Source organism: Micromonospora sp. NPDC049081 (genome assembly GCF_040648835.1).
GTDB classification, from domain to species: Bacteria; Actinomycetota; Actinomycetes; order Mycobacteriales; family Micromonosporaceae; genus Micromonospora; species Micromonospora antibiotica.
The window spans coordinates 66340-82398 of record NZ_JBEZEK010000018.1; the positions used below are offsets into that span (position 1 = coordinate 66340).

A 16059-nucleotide genomic window follows, 5' to 3' on the forward strand; every position below is an offset into this window, starting at 1 on the left:
ACTGTTACCTCCACCGTACCGAAATGTCCATCGCTATCGCGTCCACCAGCCTATTCACTGTTCGGTGGCGGGGGCGATGTGCCGGGGACACAAAGCCGACGCGCCGGCTTCGACGCGCCGGGACGGTGCCGGCGGCCGGCCGGCGTGCCAGCGTGGGGGCACACCGCGTACGGGAGGACGGTCGGATCATGCAGTACCGCAGACTGGGCGGGACCGGGGTCGAGGTGAGCACCCTCTGCCTCGGCACCATGATGTTCGGCGCCTGGGGCAACACCGACGAGCAGGAGTGCCACCGGATCGTCGCCGAAGCGCTCGACGCCGGGATCAACCTGGTCGACACCGCCGACGTGTACGCCCACGGCGAGTCCGAGGAGATCCTCGGCCGGGCGCTGCGTGGCCGGCGCGACGACGTGGTGCTGGCCACCAAGTTCCACGAGCCGATGGGTGACGACCGCAACCGGCGCGGCAACTCCCGCCGCTGGATCCGGCAGGCGGTGGAGGGCAGCCTACGCCGGCTCGGCACCGACTGGATCGACCTCTACCAGGTGCACCGGCCCGACCCGCTCACCGACGTCGACGAGACCCTCGGCGCGCTGACCGACCTGGTCCGGGAGGGCAAGGTCCGGATGATCGGCACCTCGGCGTTCCCCGCCGAGCAGATCGTCGAGGCGCAGTGGGTGGCCGAACGCCGGCGACGGGAACGCTTCACCGTCGAACAGCTCGGCTACTCGATCCTCACCCGGGGCGTCGAGGCCGCCGCCCTGCCCACCAGCGCCCGCTACCGGCTCGGCGTACTGGTGTTCAGCCCACTCAACGGCGGCTGGCTGACCGGCAAGTACCGGTCGACGGCCGTACCCGCCGACTCCCGCGCCGGGCGCAACGGCGACCACTTCGACTTCCGCGACGCCGCCGCCCGGGACCGCAAACTCGCCCTGGTCGACGAGCTGGCCACCCTCGCCGACGAGAGCGGCCTGACACTGATCGAGCTGGCGCTCGGGTTCGTGCTGAGCCACCCGGCGGTCACCAGCGCCATCATCGGCCCGCGTACCCTCGCCCAGCTGCGCAGCCAACTGCCCGCCGGGGAGCCCGCCGGGCTGCCGGCCGACGTGCTGGACCGGATCGACGCCCTGGTTCAGCCGGGTCACGACGTCAACCCGGCCGACGCCGGCTACCGGGTACCGGCGCTGACCGACCCCACCCTGCGCCGCCGCCCCTGACGCCCCCACCGACACCCGCCGAGGCAGTCAGCGAGGCGGTCGGCGGGGGCCGCGCCGCAAGATCACGCTCGAACCTGGTTGTAGTGGCCTCGCCACGCCCGGAAGCAACTACAACCAGGAACTAGCACGATCTTGCCCGTCGGCCACGGGCAACAGGGCTGCCGCCGAGGTCGTCAGCGGGGCCGTCGGCGGAGCGGTCAGCGAGGCTGCCGCCGGGGCGGGCGAGACGGCCATCGGGGTTCGCACCGCAAGATCACGCTCGAACCTGGTTGTAGTGGCCTCGCCACGCCCGGAAGCAACTACAACCAGGAACTAGCACGATCCTGCCGGTCGGCCACGGGCAGCGGGCAGCCGGCAGTGGGCGTCGGAAGTGGGGCGTGGGTCGTCGTTGTGGGTTGTGTGGGGGTGGCGGGTCTGGAGGGTCAGGCAGTTGCGGAGCTGGGCCAGAGAGTTGCGGAGCTGGCCGTGGACAGGAACGGCGCGGTCGTGCTCAGGTCACCTTGAGGGTGGCGGCGAGTTGGATGACCGTGGCGGGGGTGTGCGGGTCGTGGGCGAGTTGGGTGAGCACCGTGCGGGCGACGGGCCGGTGGCGTACCTCGTCGGGGGCGGTGCGCTCGGCGGTGAGCAGGGCGCGGGCGGCGTTGCCCGGGTCGCCGGCGTGCAGGTAGGCGCGGGCGGCGTCGAGCAGGTGCGCGGCGCGGTGTTCGGCAGGTAGCCACCGCCAGCCGTCCCGGGCGACGCTCTTCTCGTGCCACGCCACCGCATCACCGGCGTTGCCCAGGTCGAGGGCGGCGGCGACCCGGGCCAGGTCCACCGCGACCGGCCCGAACCCGGTCCGATGGTGGTCGTGGCCGTCGCCGACCCGGGCCGCCATCGCGGCGGCCTCGTCGAGCAGGTCCGCGCAGGTCTGGTCGTCGCCGTCCTGGGCAGCCGCCAACGCCGCCTGCATCACCAGCGTTCCGCACAGGGACAGCTCCGCAGCGGGCGCATCGTCGAGGTCGGGCGGGGCTATCCGGTACGCGGCAGCAAGCGCCGTCGACCGGGCCATCCGCGCCCGCCCCGAGGCACGGAGCACCTGGCCGAGTTGCACGGTGGCGGTGGCCACCAATACCGCGTCCCCGGTAGCGGTAGTCATCGCCCGGTCGGCGGCCAACCACGCCAGCTCCACCTCACCGAGTTTGACCAGCAACGACGCGGTGAGCCGGTACGTCTGCACCAGCACCGACCGCCCCGCCACCGGATCGTCCGCGTGGACCCGCTGCGCGGCGACCAGCAGACCCGGGAGCATCCCGGTCACCTGCGGATAGCGGGCATGCTGGAACGTCACCCAGACGTGGGTGACGTCCCGCGCCAGCCGGTCCGCCGAGTGTGCCTGACCTGGCGCTGCCGGCCGACCCACCACGACGTCGTACGTCGACAACGCCTCCCGGACCCGCCCCACCCCCTCGACCTGCCCGACTCCCCCAGGCTGCGGGACGTCCCGGCCGAGCAGCACGCTGGTGTCGATCCGCAACACCACGGCGATGTCCTGGAGGGTGGACACCTTGTCCAAGGTGCGGACTCCCCGCTCGACCTTGTCCACCCAGCTCTTCGACTTGCCCAACCGGTCGGCGAACACCTGCTGCGACAGGTTGCGCCGCCCCCGCCAGTACGCCACCCGCCGACCCACCGGCAACAACTCGCTACCGTCCACGACGCCACCGCCGGTCCGGCACCGCCCGGGTCGTCTCCTCCTCCGGTATCCGTTCGGCCTCGGCCTGCGCGAGCAGCCGCTGCCGCGCCGCCTCGTGCTCCGCCGCCTGGATCTGCTCACCCCGGCTTGCGCCCCGATCACTGTTCAGCTCACCCATGTGCGTCCCCTTCGGAAGGGGCGCGGCGGTGTGCTCGGAAGGCCGCCGCGCCGGATCACGGGGCATTGCTCGCCTCCGTGCTGAGGGGGACGCGGCGACCAGGCGACGTCGCACCGCCCGCCGCATCCCGTGCGGAAGACGTTACGTACGGTGACCAGAGGGAATGGGTAGGGTTTCTACCCCCGGTTCAGGGGACGAGGCCGACCTTCACCGCGAGGTCGCGGGCCTCGTCGCGGGTGGACCGTGGACCGTCGAGCAGGTCCAGAGTGATCTGCCGGGCGTACCCGTTGAAGCGGATCGTCTCCGGGGCCGACTCGTACGCCTGCTGGAGCGTCGCTACGGTCATCTCCTTGTCACCCTTGCCGTAGTGCGCCCGGGCGACCTCGATCAGGTGCCGCGCCCGTCGTGGCCTCGACGGAATCGCCGCCGCCTCGTGCCGGCGTGCCTGCCGCAGCGCCTCGCCGGGCTTCTGCAACTCCACGGCCACGGTGACCGCATGAGCACCCATGATGACCTGGGAGAACGACGTCTGCGACTGGTAGAAGCCCTGCGGCAACCGCTGTGCGACCCGGTCCGCGCGATCCCAGTAACGCCACGCCCGGCCTTCCTCCCCCGCCCGAGCGGCGGTGTAGGCGGCTTCGAAGTTCAGCGCCCCCCACAGGGCGAGCAGACCCGCATTCCCCTCAGCCGCCCGGGATTCCAGGGCGGACAGCACGTCCAGCGTCACCGCCATCGCGGTGTCCCAGTCTCCGGTGTCGCGGTGCACCTGCCCCAGGAACCACCCGGCACGGGCGATCGCCTCGGAGTCGCCCGACTCCTGTGCCGCCACCATCGCCCGGTCCGCAACCCGCCAGATCAACTCGGCGGCGGGCTGGTAGGCGAGGAACATCTGCACCAGCCCGAGCGTCTCGGCCAGCAGCGCCTGTGCCTGTCGCCGCTGCGCGCCCTCGTACGCCAGGGCGGCATGCTGCACGTCCCGCAGCAACCCGGGCAGCAACGCGCCCAGCACCGTCCGGTGGTCCGACGCCTGATGACGCGCCCGCCAGGCCGCCGCGAGCCGCTCACGCAGCCCGGACAACGACTCGGCCGGAGCGTCCCGGAGGCCCGCGAAGCGGTTCACCGCGTCCCTCACCGATGCCAGTGCGGGATGCTCCGGGCCGTTGACCACCGCCGACTGGTTGCCCAGTTCTCCTGCGAGGACGGAGACGTCGATCTTGAGGGCACGGGCGATCCGGTCCAACATGTGGATGCGCGGCGGCAGGATGCGGTCGGTCTCCACCGCCTTGACCCACTCGGCGCTGCGACCGACCAGCCCACCGAGCACCGCTCGGGTCTTTCCGGAACGCTCCCGGTAGACCTTCAGCCGCTGCCCGAACGTCAACTCCGGCAAGAAATCCACCCCGACCTCCTCGCCGGCCTACCGGCCGCCTCACGTCAACGCTACCGACCTTCCCGCCACCACATAACCCTCTTCTGTTGACTGCATAGACGGGGCGATGAGGTCTACGGGGGAAAGGGAGCGACGACATCTCGGGTCGGTGCTGCCCGGCGACGCGCAGCCCAGCCGCAACTTCACCACGTCAAGTTGCGCCGGATGGACAATGGGGTTCGCCCCGGAGCCGGACAGCCTCGTAAACGCGCCCTGGCTGGGAAAACCCAAGATCAGATGAGAGGGCTCAGGGAAGTCGAGCCATCTGGTGTGACCAAATCCGTTCTGACCTTCACAAGCGCACCATCCTGAGTGGAAGGCCACCTTAACGTCAGGTCATCGCCGCGCTACACCAGCGGAGGCCGTGACCCGACTCTGCACGGCTCCCGCTCATCCACGCACCGCAGCCGAGCAGCGCCACGATGCCCGTACAAGCGGCACGCCACAACGACCCAACAAAGCACTACTAGGTCCCGCGTCGCTCTGATCCATCGTCAGCTTCAGCAACGGCGTTGCGGCTAGACCCAGCCTGACCTCTGGCCGCTGTCGCCCAGGAGCACCGCAGCTTTTGTCCACTGTCGATCATGGGAGCAGCGGCAGCGGGAGCCTCTATTCGATTGATTTGATCGTCGACGCCAGAAGGGTCCGTTGACGCGCCATGAGTTGAAGGCGATGGATTCAGTCCTAGATAGTCATCATTTGGTGCGAGGAGCGGCTGTTTCCTTGTCGGGAACGCGACTGGCCGGCCGGCTGATCGCTTCGTTCCAATAGTTGGATGAGGCGGAAGCGCAAGTTCCCGCAAGACAAGCCGGAAAGCACCCGTTCATCGTTTCTCACCGGCGCGCGGCCAGCGCCATGGGTTGCCGTGTTCCTGCTCGCGCTAGTTCCGCTCATTTTTGGCGCGACCCTTGGGTTGGCGAATCCGAGCAACACGATTCTGCCTGACATCGGCGCAAGCCTTATCGGCGGTGCGATTACCGGTTTGGTCTTCGCTTTTGTGCAGTACACGATGGCCCAGCGCAATCAGTCCCAAGAGAAGGAGGCTGACCTGCGGCTCCTACTCACCTCTAGCATCAATCTGCCTGGTATCGACCTGTCGGGTCGCAGGCTCACTGATGCCTACCTGCGCGGCAAGAACCTCGAATCGGCCCAGCTCGTGGGTAGCGACCTAACACACGCGGTCCTCGACCGGATCGTGCTCGACGGAGCTGACCTGACCGATGCCGACCTCAGCCGGGCCACCATGAAGGCGGCGCGCGCCCGTGAGGCCCGAATGTCCCGGTGTCGACTAACCCAGGCAGATCTGAGTGGCACGGACCTCACTGGGAGCGTGCTCTCGGCCGCGGTTCTCGACGACGCCGACCTGAGCGGCGGCCACCTCAGTGGAGCGGACCTGACGCTGGCGTCGCTGCTGCGTACGGATCTGGAGGATGCGCAGCTCGACGGCGCCCAGTTTAGGTACGTCCGGGCCACCTCGGTACGGCTCGCCGGAGCCCGTCTGACCGGCGCTGTCCTGCACTTCGCCGACCTCGGTGGCGGCCATCTGGCACGCGCCGATCTGACCGGCGCGCAGTTGCTCGGTGCCAACCTCTCCGAGGCCGTCCTGACCCTGGCCGATCTCTCCGGCGCTGAACTCACCGGCGCTTCGCTGATCCGGGCCGATCTGACCGGGTGTAAGGCCATCGGCGCGGTATTACGGTCCGTAGACCTCCGTGGGGCGATCCTCACCGGCTGCGACCTACGCGGCGCCGACCTGACCGATGCCCGACTGGACGAGGTGCAGGGACGCTGCAGCGCCCGTTCCGATGAACGCACCCGTTGGCCGGAGGACGATCTGGACGGCGCATCCCCGCAGTCGGTTGATGAAAAGTGGATGGGGGTGCGTCGGGTGCTCCTCGTCCCGGCCACGCCTCATGCCGCCGACACGGCCCGGGATATCGCTGCCGAAATGGCCCGTCAGCAGAGCCTGTCTCGGCAGGTGGCAGGTGTGCGAATGTCGTTGCCACTCACTGTGCGACCGCCGCGGGCGCTGCGAGTCCGGGCCGGAAGGTTGTCGCTCAGGATCTGGTCGACTGCGGCCGTCCGGGTCAGCGTCGCCCGAGGGGCGATCATCGCCTCCGTGACGTTTCGTGGGCGATCCTGCACCTTACCGCCCGTCCCGATCGAACGGGGCCTGACCAGTGGGGTCCCGGACGCCGGCTTGAAGCTGACCGCGATCGACGAAGTGACGGCCCGAATTCTCAACGTGGTAGACCCGCGTGACGGCGCTTCCTGGTTCGTCCGTGCCTGCGCGACCGCATCTAACCGGATCTGGATCGACGAAGGTCGTCCGTCGACCGCCCGGTGTCGGCGAATCCTGCTCTCCGCGCGCCAAGCAGACCCACTCAGTCCGGTCGTCAACTACGCTCTTGGAGCGCTCGGCTACAACGAATACGAGGTCGAACCAACGAAGACGTCCTTAGAACACTTCGCGGTTGCCTACGCTTCCTCGGGACGTCTCGCTCCCGGCATGGACGGGCTGATCGGGCTTTGCCTGACAGGCACCGCACTAGCCAACTGTCAACTCTACCACCGGTTCGGCATGGAAACCCCGGGTGTGCTGGCGGCGAGCCGCAGCGCCGCCGCAAATGCTGTGGCCAAGACCAGAGAGCGTCTGAAGCAGCGAAACCTGTCGCGACGGGTGTACCGCAATGCGATGGAGGGCTACGCCCTGGCCCGATACGCCGAGGCGTTCGCCCAGCACGTCACCGAGGAAGAGGACGACGTACGGTCGTCCATTCCGATCTATGAGGATGCAATCGAGACCCTACGTGCTGTGAACGCCCCGGTCCCAGCTGTGCTGTACAACAACCTCGGCTACCAGCACATGACTGAGGCCGGTCTCAAAGAACGTGGCTCGGATGCGCAGTCGTACCGGAAGGCCCGGGCTTACTTCCTGGAATCCCTGAAGGCGCATCCTGACCTGCATTTCGGCTGGGCCAACCTGGGCAACGTGGACCGGTTGCTCGGCAACCCGGCCGCCGCCGAGAAGAGCTACCAACGTGCCCTCGCAATCGTGGCGGCCGAGGGCGGCAGGTACCCGCAGGGCTGGAACGAGCTGGCATGCGTGCTGCTGGATCTCGGTGGTCGTGACGACGATGCCTGGACCGCACATCGGCAGGCCGTGACCGAGGGCTCAGCTCCCGCAGTGCGCGCCAAGCTACGCGCCGAATTTGCCAGCCGGCTCATCCTGGTCCGTCATCCGGACAAGGCCGCAGAGGTCGCGCAGGAAGGCCTCGCCGACGATCCGGGCAATCGATATTGCCTTCAGGCGCTGGAGGAGGCACAGTCCGCTTCATGAGCTACTGGGAGGCAGCGCGCAGCCATCCGTTCACCTACCCCGGCGCCCACCCGGACGGCCCGTTCGTCCTCGTGGACAACGAAGTTCATGGACTGGACCGGAGTCTCACTCTGACTGAGGGAACATCACTCAACGATCTGCTCCACACCCGTTCGTTACCGGCTGTCGCCACCCGCTATCCCGTCCTCGCGTACGGTGGCAACCGCAACCCGGCAACCCTGCGCCTCAAGATGAGCCACTACCGATATGCCACGCCCGGTCGTGGCACCGTCATCCCGGTCCTGCCCGCCCGGCTCCGCGGTTTTGACGTGGTGGCTGGCGGCTTGTCCGGTCAGGGCTATCTTTACGCAGACCTGTTCGCCGACGAGCACACCGCAGCCACCGAGCTCGACGTGCACGTGTTGCTGCTCGACGATGACCAGCTGCGGGCCATGCACGATTCGGAGGGTGTCCGGACCGACTTGTACGACGTCGCCGTCCTGCACGGCGTCGAGCTGCCCGGACTCGGCCATAGCGCTGCTCTGGCCTACGTTGGCGTCGCGCCGGTCGTGTTCTCTCCCCTGTTGAACGCCCCGCTCGCCTTTGAAGCGGTTCGCGCCACGGGACGCGCCCTGCCCGCATTCGGTGCCACCGCAATGATCGCCCACATGATCAGCGCAGCGGGTCTGTCCAGCGAGATTCGCGCGATCGTCGCTCCCGGAATCATCGAGCCCTTAGATGACATGCAATTGGCCACCGAGCTGATGCGGTACCTGAACGGTCAGTGGTGGTGGCACCAGCACACCGGCCAGCGGCGACTGCTCGCCTGCGACCGTCTGGAGAAGGCGATCAGGGCAGGTCTAGCCGCTACCTCCCGGCCGTCAAAGACCCGGGACCTGGTGGCCCTGCACGAACCCGTTCTCAGCCCAGACAACGCCTACCAACCAGGTGGAGAACTCAGGTTCGGCGCCTGCCTGACCAACCTGACACGATGACCCGCCTCAACGCCGGTCGGGGTCCCCTAGTTATCCAGGGCGAACAGGACACGGGAACGGCGGACGTTCCAGGGCCGCCGCCAGATCCACCGCCATGTACCGGTCGGTGCGCTGCTGCCGCCGCTCGATGCGTGACCACGACGTGTGGGAGATGCCGGCCCGGCTGGCCGCGTACCGCACGCTCCAACCACGCAACTCCCGGCGGGCACGAATACAATCACCGATCGACAGATCAGCAGGAATCGGGCGACGAGGCATCAGCGCGTTCCCCCGGTGACACGAGATCTCCGAAAAGCGGCGGCGGGGGCTCAGATCCAGCCGTGTTCCCAGGCGATCGTGGCGGCGGCCGTACGCGACTCGACGTCGAGTTTCGCCATCGCGGACGAGATGTGGTTGCGGACGGTGCCGTGGGCGAGGCCGAGCTGCCGCGCGATGTGCTTGGTGGGCAGGCCGTCCCGGGTCAGCCGCAGCACGTCGATCTCCCGGGGCGTGAGCGGGCTCTCCTGCTCGGTGAGTGCCGACGCGGCGAGGCGCGCATCGACGTAGCGCTCCCCGGCGGCGACCGACCGGATGATCCTGGCCAGCTCCGACGCCGGGGTGGACTTCGGCACGAAGCCGTGCACCCGGGCACTCAGCGCACGCTTCAACGTCCCCGGTCGGGCATGTCGGGTGACGATGACGACCTGCGTCGCGACGAGACGCAGCAGTCGTCGGGCGGCGTCGACCCCGTCGAGTCCGGGCATTTCGAGATCGAGCAGGGTCAGGTCGGGTCGGTGCGCGACGGCAGCCGCGACCGCGGCCTCGCCGTCGGCGACATCCGCGACGACCTCGATGTCGGGTTCGAGGGAGAGCAACGCCACGAGCGCGCCCCGGATGAGTTCCTCGTCGTCGGCGATCACGATCCGGATCACCGGCGGGTCCCCCGTCGTCTCCCCGGCGGGGTCGGCTCCTGCGCAGCGGACCCCGGCGCGTCGGCGGCGGGCACCGGGACGCGGACGGTCAGCGTGAAGATGTCGTCCTCGCGGGTGGCCTCGACCGTCCCGCGTTGGGCCGCGACGCGTTGGGTGAGGCCGACCAGGCCCGTTCCGTCCGGACGCGGCACGCCTGCGGCGTTGTTGGTGACGGTCAGTCGGTACTCCGCAGCGACGCGGACGAGTGCGATGGTGGCTTCGGTCGCCCTGCTGTGCCGGAGCACGTTCGTCACCGCCTCTCTGATCGCGACGGCGAACACCGCGCCGAGGGCCACGGGCAGGTCCGGTGTCTCGATGCGTGCCGTGCAGCGGATGCCGGCGGAGCGCAGCACCGCCGCCGCGTTGCGGGCCTCCGTCGCGACGGTGACGGTGCGGTAGTCGTTGACGACGGCGCGGGTGTCGTCGAGGGCCACCTGCGCGATCCGGCGGATCTCGGCGATCTCCCGGCAGGCCCGCTCGGGCTGGCCGGTGAGCAGGCGCTCCGCCAGTTCACTCTTCAACGCGATCACCTGGAGGTTGTGGCCCTGGATGTCGTGCAGGTCGGTGGCGAACCGGAGCCGTTCCTTCGCCACCGCCAGGTCGGACGCGAGCCGGCGGGCGTGTTCCAGGCGCCACACCACCTGTTGCACCCAGACCGCGCTCAGGGGCAGCAGCGTGAACAGCGCGAGGGTGCTGATCACGACGGCCTCGGCGCCCGCTTCGGCACGCCACGCCACGGCGGCGGCCTGCGGCCGGGCCAGCACGCCGAGGAGGCCGCCGAGCCCGATCGCGGCCCAGGAGCCGAGGATCACCGCCGCCCGCCACCAGCCCGTCACGAGGCAACTGAGCACCCCGCCCGCCATCGCGAGCGTGAACGCCCACCCCCAGCCCGCGAACGGTGGCAGCACGGCCAGCACCCACACCGCGCCGGACAGCGCCAGCAGCACGAGGACGAGTGGATGACCGGGCGTCGCCTCGTCGGGGGCCCGGAGCAGCAGCGGGATCGCGGCCAGCCCGACCAGGACGGCGGCGGTCGTGGCGACCATGAGGGTGACCGCCCGCACGCCGGTGGCCGTGCCCGCGCCGAGCACCAGCTGCACGACGCCGCCGACGAGCATCCCCAGCCCCAGGGAGAACACCGTGAACAGCCGCATCGCCCTGAGGTCGGCGGTGACCCGCGGTGCACCCGGCCAGGTGTCCGTCACCGGCTCAGCCTAGCGACCGGGCCGCCAGGAAAGCCCTGGTCTGCTGGGCGATCTCCGGCGACAGGGTGTGGTGCAGGTAGTGGTCGCCCGTCAGGAGGACGACCTGACCGGTGTCGACGCTCGCCGCCTGCTGCTCGTGGAGCGCGACCCAGTCCGCCACGTCGGGGTCGTCCGACCGGACGAACAACAGCACGGGCAGCCCCTTCGGGAAGGTCTTCCCGCTGACGGCGGCGAAGTTCGCCGAGGCGTGCTCCATCTCGTCGACCATGGTCGGGGCGGCCGTGTTCTTCGCGCTGAGCAACCGCAGCTGCTTCCTGGTCCGCTCGTCGTAGGGCAGGCCCGCGTAGGGGTCGTCGGCGATCGCCGCCAGCGCCCGGGTGACGCCGAGCTTGCTCAGGCCGACGATCACCCCGGTCGGGATCGGCTCGTCCCAGCCGGGCTGGTCGGGGACGCTGCTGTCGATGCCGACGAAGGCGACGAGTTCGTCGGCGTAGCTGGCGCTGTAGGTCAGCGCGTAGATCCCGGCGATCGAGTGGCCCATCAGCACGTAGCGGTCGATGCCGAGGTGCTGGAGCGCCCCGTGCACCTCCCGGGTGATGTTCGCGGCGGTGCGGTCGGTGTCGGCGGGGTCGCTCAGGCCGGTGCCGAACGGTTCGACCGCGACGACCCGGAAGCTGCTGCGGAGTTCCGTGATCAGTGGCTGGAAGTCGAGCGCGGGGGCGGCGGTGCCGAGGCCGGGCAGGAGCACGATCGTCTCGGCACCGCTGCCCGCGACCACCACGTTCATCTGCTTGCCGTCCACGGGCACGAGTTGCCCGTAACGGGTGATCGAGGAGGCTTCCGACTTCGTCGCCACGACGTTCACCACGGCGGTGGTCGCGAGCAGGAGCACCGGCACGGCGACCAGGACACCGAGGGTGGTGAGCACGACTCGCACGGGCTTGCGCATGGGTTCTCATTTCGGATCGGCGGCGCATCCGGATCGCTCCCGTGATGCCTGACCAGCCAATCAAGCGCGCGAGGCGCTGCGGAAGTGTCCCGCTGTCACGACCGATCGTGACAAAAAGTCATGGTATGCCCCGTGGACCCCCGGGTCCTCGTGATCAACGAGATACGACCACCACGGCGGGCGGATGCCGACCCGCAAACCCACACGGCGCAGCGACCGCCACCGGAGGAGGGTGGCCGCTGCGCCGTGTGGGCGGACCGGAGTCGGGGAATCCCCCGTCAGGTGGTGCCGCGTTGGAACGGTTGGGCCAGCGCCCGGGGTTCGCGGTGGGTGGTGGCGAACACCAGCATCGCCAGCAGGGCGAGCAGGTAGGGCGCGGCGATCAGCAGCTGCGAGTTCATGGTCACCCCGAGCGCCGGCAGCGCCAGCCGCATCGCGTCGGCCAGGCCGAAGACGACACAGCCGATCAGGGTACGGCCCAACCGCCACGCCCCGAAGATGACCGCCGCGATGACCAGGTAGCCCCGGCCGGCGGTCATGTTCTGGTTGAACGAGCCGACCTCACCGACGGCCAGGTAGGCCCCGCCGAGCCCGGCGAGCAGCCCGCACCACAGCAGCGCCTGCCGCCGTCGCCGGTTGACCTCGATCCCGCTCACGTCGGCGGCCTGTGGGTTCTCCCCCACCGCCCGCAACTCCAGCCCCCACCGGCTGCGTTCCACCAGCCACCAGGTCAGCGGGATCACCACCAGCAGCAGATAGACCGGCCAGCGTTGCACGAACAGCATCGGGCCGACGATCGGGATGTCCCGCAGCACGGGGACGTTCACCTGCCAGACCTGGTGACCGGTGAAGGTGCTCACCGTGATCAGATAGCTGGTCAGGCCGAGCACCAGGGCGTTGAGCACCAGGCCGACGACGAACGTGTTGATCTGCACCCGGTGCGACAGGATGCCGTGCACGAACGCCACCGCCACCCCCACCAGCGCACCGGCCACCAGGCCGATGGTGGCGCTGCCGGTGGCGCTGGCGACCGCGATCGACCCGAACGCCGCGCCGAGCATCATCGCCTCGACGGAGATGTTCAGGGTGCCGGCGCGCTGGGCGACGTACTCCCCGCAGGCGGCGAAGGCCAGGGGCACGGTGAGCCGGGCCCCGCTGGAGAGGATGGTGGCGATGTTGTCGGCGGCGCTCATGCCAACCTGCCTTCCATGGCGTCCTTGGTGCCGGCGGTCCCGGCGTCGCCGGGGTCCGCCGGTTCCGGCGCGGTGCTCCGGGGGCCGGGCACCGGGGCCGTCGAGGTGTCCGGTGCCGCCTGGGCGGACCCGGCAACCGGGGCCGACGTGTCGGCCGGGCCGGTCGACGCGGCGGCGGCCGGCGGGGTGGACGTGGCCGGCGGAGCCGTCGGGGTGGCGGCGGCCGTGGGGGTCGCCGGCTCGTCGGCCAGGCGGCGTCGGCGCAGCATGCCGATCACCACCGGGGGTGCGACGAAGGCCAGCACCAGCAGCGCTTTGACCACGTCGACCAGGAACGACGGCACACCGGTGGCGGCCAGGAAGCTGCCGCCGGCCCGGAGTACGCCGAACAGCACGGCCACCGGGATGGCCAGCAGCGGGTTGTTCCGGGCGACCAGGGCGACCAGCAGGCCGTCCCAGCCGATGTTGAGCGACATCCCGGGCTGCAACCGGTTGGTGCCGACCGGGCTGGTCAGCAGCAGCGCGCCGGCCAGACCGGCCAGCGCCCCGGAGATCGCCAGCGCCATGCCGCCGAGGGCACCGACCCGCACACCGGCGTGCCGGGCCGTGGCCGGGTTGAGGCCGACCATCTTCAACCGGAAACCCCAGCGGGTACGCGCCATCACCAGGGCCAGCACGACCGCCACCACGACGGCCAGCACCAGACCCCCGTTGAGCTGGAGGTTCGGGTATTCGCCGAGGGAGGTGAGCCGGGCGTTCTCCGGCACGGGGTTGGACTGCGGGGAGAGCGTTCCCCGGCCCAGCCGGGACTCCTGGAGCAGCCACGGGGTGTTCACCGCGAACGAGATGAGCTGCTGGGCGAGGAACGTCATCAGCATCGTGCTCACCACGACGTTGACGCCCCGGAACCGGTACATCAACGCGCTGAGCCCGGCCCAGATCCCGGCACCGACCACCGAGGCGAGCAGCACCAGGACCAGCAGCAGCGGTCCGGGTACGGCCAGCCGCAGGCCGACCCACGCGCCGGCGAGCGCGCCGATCAGCACCTGCCCCTCCTGGCCGATGTTGAAGAAGCCGGAGCGGGCGCTGACGCAGGCCCCGACCGCGACCAGCAGCAGCGGCGCGACATAGAGCAGGGAGGTGGACCAGGCCGCCGGGGAGGCCATGCTGCCCTGGTAGAGGGCCTTGGTCGAGGCGGTCGGCGAGCCGCCGGTGACCGCGATCAGCAGGGCGGACAGGCCGAGCGCGACGCCGATCGTGGCGACCGTGGCGAGGCCGACCTGCCAGCCGCCGGGGCCGGGGTTGAGCCGGCGCAGCAGCCGCTGGCCGGTGCCGTCGATACCGAGGGTGGCCATCAGTGACTCACCCCGCCGACCAGCATGCCGAGCCGCTCGGCGGTGGCCTCGGCGGTGGGGAGCACCCCGACGATCCGGCCGGAGGAGATCACCGCGATCCGGTTGGCCAGGGCCATCACCTCCTCCAACTCTGTGGAGATCAGCAACACCGCCACCCCTTCCGCGGCGGCCTGCCGCAGCCGCACGTACATGTCTTCGATCGCGCCGACGTCCAGCCCGTGGGTGGGTTGGGCGGCGACCAGCGCCTTCGGGCCGGCGGACAGCTCCCGGGCCAGCACCACCCGCTGCTGGTTGCCGCCGGAGAGGCTGCGCAGCGGGGTGTCCGGGGAGGGCGCGACGATGTTGAACTCGGTCATCTGCCGCTGGGCGATCCGGTGCATCCTGCGCCGGCTGAGCACCCCGCGTGAGGTGACCCCGGCGAGGGACTTCATCACCAGGTTCTCGGCGACGCTCATGTCCAGCACCACACCGGAGTGGTGCCGGTCCTCGGGCACGATGCCGAGGCCGGCGTGGTGCAGCGCGCCGGGGCGGACCAGGTCGACCGGCCGGCCGTCGATCTCGACGGTGCCGGAGTCGGGGACGAGCAGCCCGGCCAGCAGCTCACCGACGGTGGCCTGGCCGTTGCCCTCGACCCCGTACAGGCCGACGATCTCGCCGGGGGCGACCTCCAGGCTGAGCTTGTCCAGCACCGGCAGGCCGCCGATGAGCATGGTGACCTCCCGCAGCCGCAACGCCGCGGGCTCGTCCTGCGCGGCCGGGCCGGGGGCCGTCGGGGGCACCACCGCCCCGTCGGCCTCGCCGACCGGCGCGGGGCGCTCGACCGGCAGCAGGCCCAGCGCCGCGCTCTCGGACTGCAACGACACCTCCCGGCCGACCATCTGCCTGGCGAGTTGCTGGGCGGTGGTGTCCTTCGTCGCGCCGTGGAACGCCACCGCGCCGCGCCGCAGCACGGTCACCCGGTCGGTGGCCGCCATGATCTCGGCGAGCTTGTGGCTGATCAGGATGACCGCCCGCCGTTCCGCCTGCACCACCCGGCGCAGCACGGTGAACAGCTCCGCCGACTCGGCCTGGGTGAGCACCGAGGTCGGCTCGTCCAGGATCAGGATGGACGGGTCACGGCGCAGGCACTTGATCAGTTCGACGCGTTGCCGTTCCCCGGCGGAGAGCCGGTCGACCCGCACGTTCGGGTCGATGGGCAGCCCGTACCGGCGGGACACCTCCTCGACCTGGGCGCAGGCCGCCGCCCGGTCGATCCGCCCGGTGTCGCCGAGGATGACGTTCTCCCAGACGGTGAGCGGCTCGATCAGGCTGAAGTGCTGGTGCACCATGCCCAGCCCGAGGTCGGCGGCGACCTGCGGACTGTCGATCTCGACCGGTTCGGTGCCGCGCGTGATGGTGCCGGCGTCGCGGTGCACCAACCCGAGCAGGATCTTCATCAGGGTCGACTTTCCGGCCCCGTTCTCGCCGAGCAGGCCGTGGATCTCGCCGGGTCGTACGGCGAGATCCACGGCGTCGCAGGCGACGACCGGACCGTAACGCTTGCTGACTCCGCGCAGGGTGAGAGCCGGCGTCAGCTGGTCGTCAACGTCCACAGTCC

Annotated in this window: 12 protein-coding genes and 1 pseudogene; 3 read left to right on the forward strand and 10 right to left on the reverse strand. The window is 70.2% G+C overall.

What is annotated here, in order from left to right:
- Positions 1-188 precede the first annotated feature (188 nt).
- Entirely contained in the window at positions 189-1217 is a 1029-nt protein-coding gene (locus AB0B63_RS23425; RefSeq protein ID WP_357022143.1) for an aldo/keto reductase, read from the forward strand.
- 490 nt (positions 1218-1707) lie between these two features.
- Here AB0B63_RS23425 and AB0B63_RS23430 read toward each other — a convergent pair whose 3' ends face one another.
- The 3 genes from AB0B63_RS23430 to AB0B63_RS23440 all read right to left on the reverse strand — a co-directional run bounded on the left by AB0B63_RS23430 (position 1708) and on the right by AB0B63_RS23440 (position 4466).
- Positions 1708-2910 (reverse strand): helix-turn-helix domain-containing protein, encoded by a 1203-nt coding sequence (locus AB0B63_RS23430; RefSeq protein ID WP_357022146.1) that lies wholly within the window; start codon positions 2908-2910, stop codon positions 1708-1710.
- A complete protein-coding gene (locus tag AB0B63_RS23435; RefSeq protein WP_357022149.1) occupies positions 2900-3067 on the reverse strand; it encodes a hypothetical protein in 168 nt (55 codons plus the stop codon). Before AB0B63_RS23435 ends, AB0B63_RS23430 begins: the two co-directional genes overlap by 11 nt.
- Positions 3068-3254: 187 nt before the next feature.
- Positions 3255-4466: a helix-turn-helix transcriptional regulator gene (locus AB0B63_RS23440; protein WP_357022152.1), complete on the reverse strand. Its 1212-nt coding sequence runs from the start codon at positions 4464-4466 to the stop codon at positions 3255-3257.
- 805 nt (positions 4467-5271) lie between these two features.
- Here AB0B63_RS23440 and AB0B63_RS23445 point away from each other — a divergent pair.
- Together AB0B63_RS23445 and AB0B63_RS23450 are read left to right on the forward strand one after the other, a co-directional pair.
- Positions 5272-7836, forward strand: a complete 2565-nt coding sequence (locus tag AB0B63_RS23445; protein ID WP_357022154.1) for a pentapeptide repeat-containing protein — start codon at positions 5272-5274, stop codon at positions 7834-7836.
- On the forward strand, positions 7833-8810 hold the full coding sequence (locus AB0B63_RS23450; RefSeq protein WP_357022157.1) for a hypothetical protein: 978 nt from the start codon (positions 7833-7835) through the stop codon (positions 8808-8810). Before AB0B63_RS23445 ends, AB0B63_RS23450 begins: the two co-directional genes overlap by 4 nt.
- A 66-nt stretch (positions 8811-8876) precedes the next feature.
- On the opposite strand, the pseudogene AB0B63_RS23455 reads toward AB0B63_RS23450, so the two are convergent.
- The 7 genes and pseudogenes from AB0B63_RS23455 to AB0B63_RS23485 form a co-directional block, all read right to left on the reverse strand.
- Positions 8877-9035: pseudogene (locus tag AB0B63_RS23455) on the reverse strand (helix-turn-helix transcriptional regulator); the annotation flags it as partial.
- A gap of 83 nt (positions 9036-9118) precedes the next feature.
- The gene (locus tag AB0B63_RS23460; RefSeq protein ID WP_357022160.1) at positions 9119-9721 is read right to left on the reverse strand and encodes a response regulator transcription factor; all 603 of its coding nucleotides are present in this window, start codon (positions 9719-9721) and stop codon (positions 9119-9121) included.
- On the reverse strand, positions 9718-10965 hold the full coding sequence (locus AB0B63_RS23465; protein ID WP_357022163.1) for a histidine kinase: 1248 nt from the start codon (positions 10963-10965) through the stop codon (positions 9718-9720). The genes AB0B63_RS23460 and AB0B63_RS23465 overlap by 4 nt, the downstream gene beginning before the upstream one ends.
- A gap of 4 nt (positions 10966-10969) precedes the next feature.
- Positions 10970-11914 (reverse strand): alpha/beta hydrolase, encoded by a 945-nt coding sequence (locus AB0B63_RS23470; RefSeq protein WP_357022166.1) that lies wholly within the window; start codon positions 11912-11914, stop codon positions 10970-10972.
- A 278-nt stretch (positions 11915-12192) separates the two neighbouring features.
- Positions 12193-13107 (reverse strand): ABC transporter permease, encoded by a 915-nt coding sequence (locus tag AB0B63_RS23475; RefSeq protein ID WP_357022169.1) that lies wholly within the window; start codon positions 13105-13107, stop codon positions 12193-12195.
- The gene (locus AB0B63_RS23480; RefSeq protein WP_357022172.1) at positions 13104-14462 is read right to left on the reverse strand and encodes an ABC transporter permease; all 1359 of its coding nucleotides are present in this window, start codon (positions 14460-14462) and stop codon (positions 13104-13106) included. The genes AB0B63_RS23475 and AB0B63_RS23480 overlap by 4 nt, the downstream gene beginning before the upstream one ends.
- Complete coding sequence (locus AB0B63_RS23485) at positions 14462-16054, reverse strand: ABC transporter ATP-binding protein (protein ID WP_357022175.1); 1593 nt, start codon at positions 16052-16054, stop codon at positions 14462-14464. Before AB0B63_RS23485 ends, AB0B63_RS23480 begins: the two co-directional genes overlap by 1 nt.
- Positions 16055-16059 lie beyond the last annotated feature (5 nt).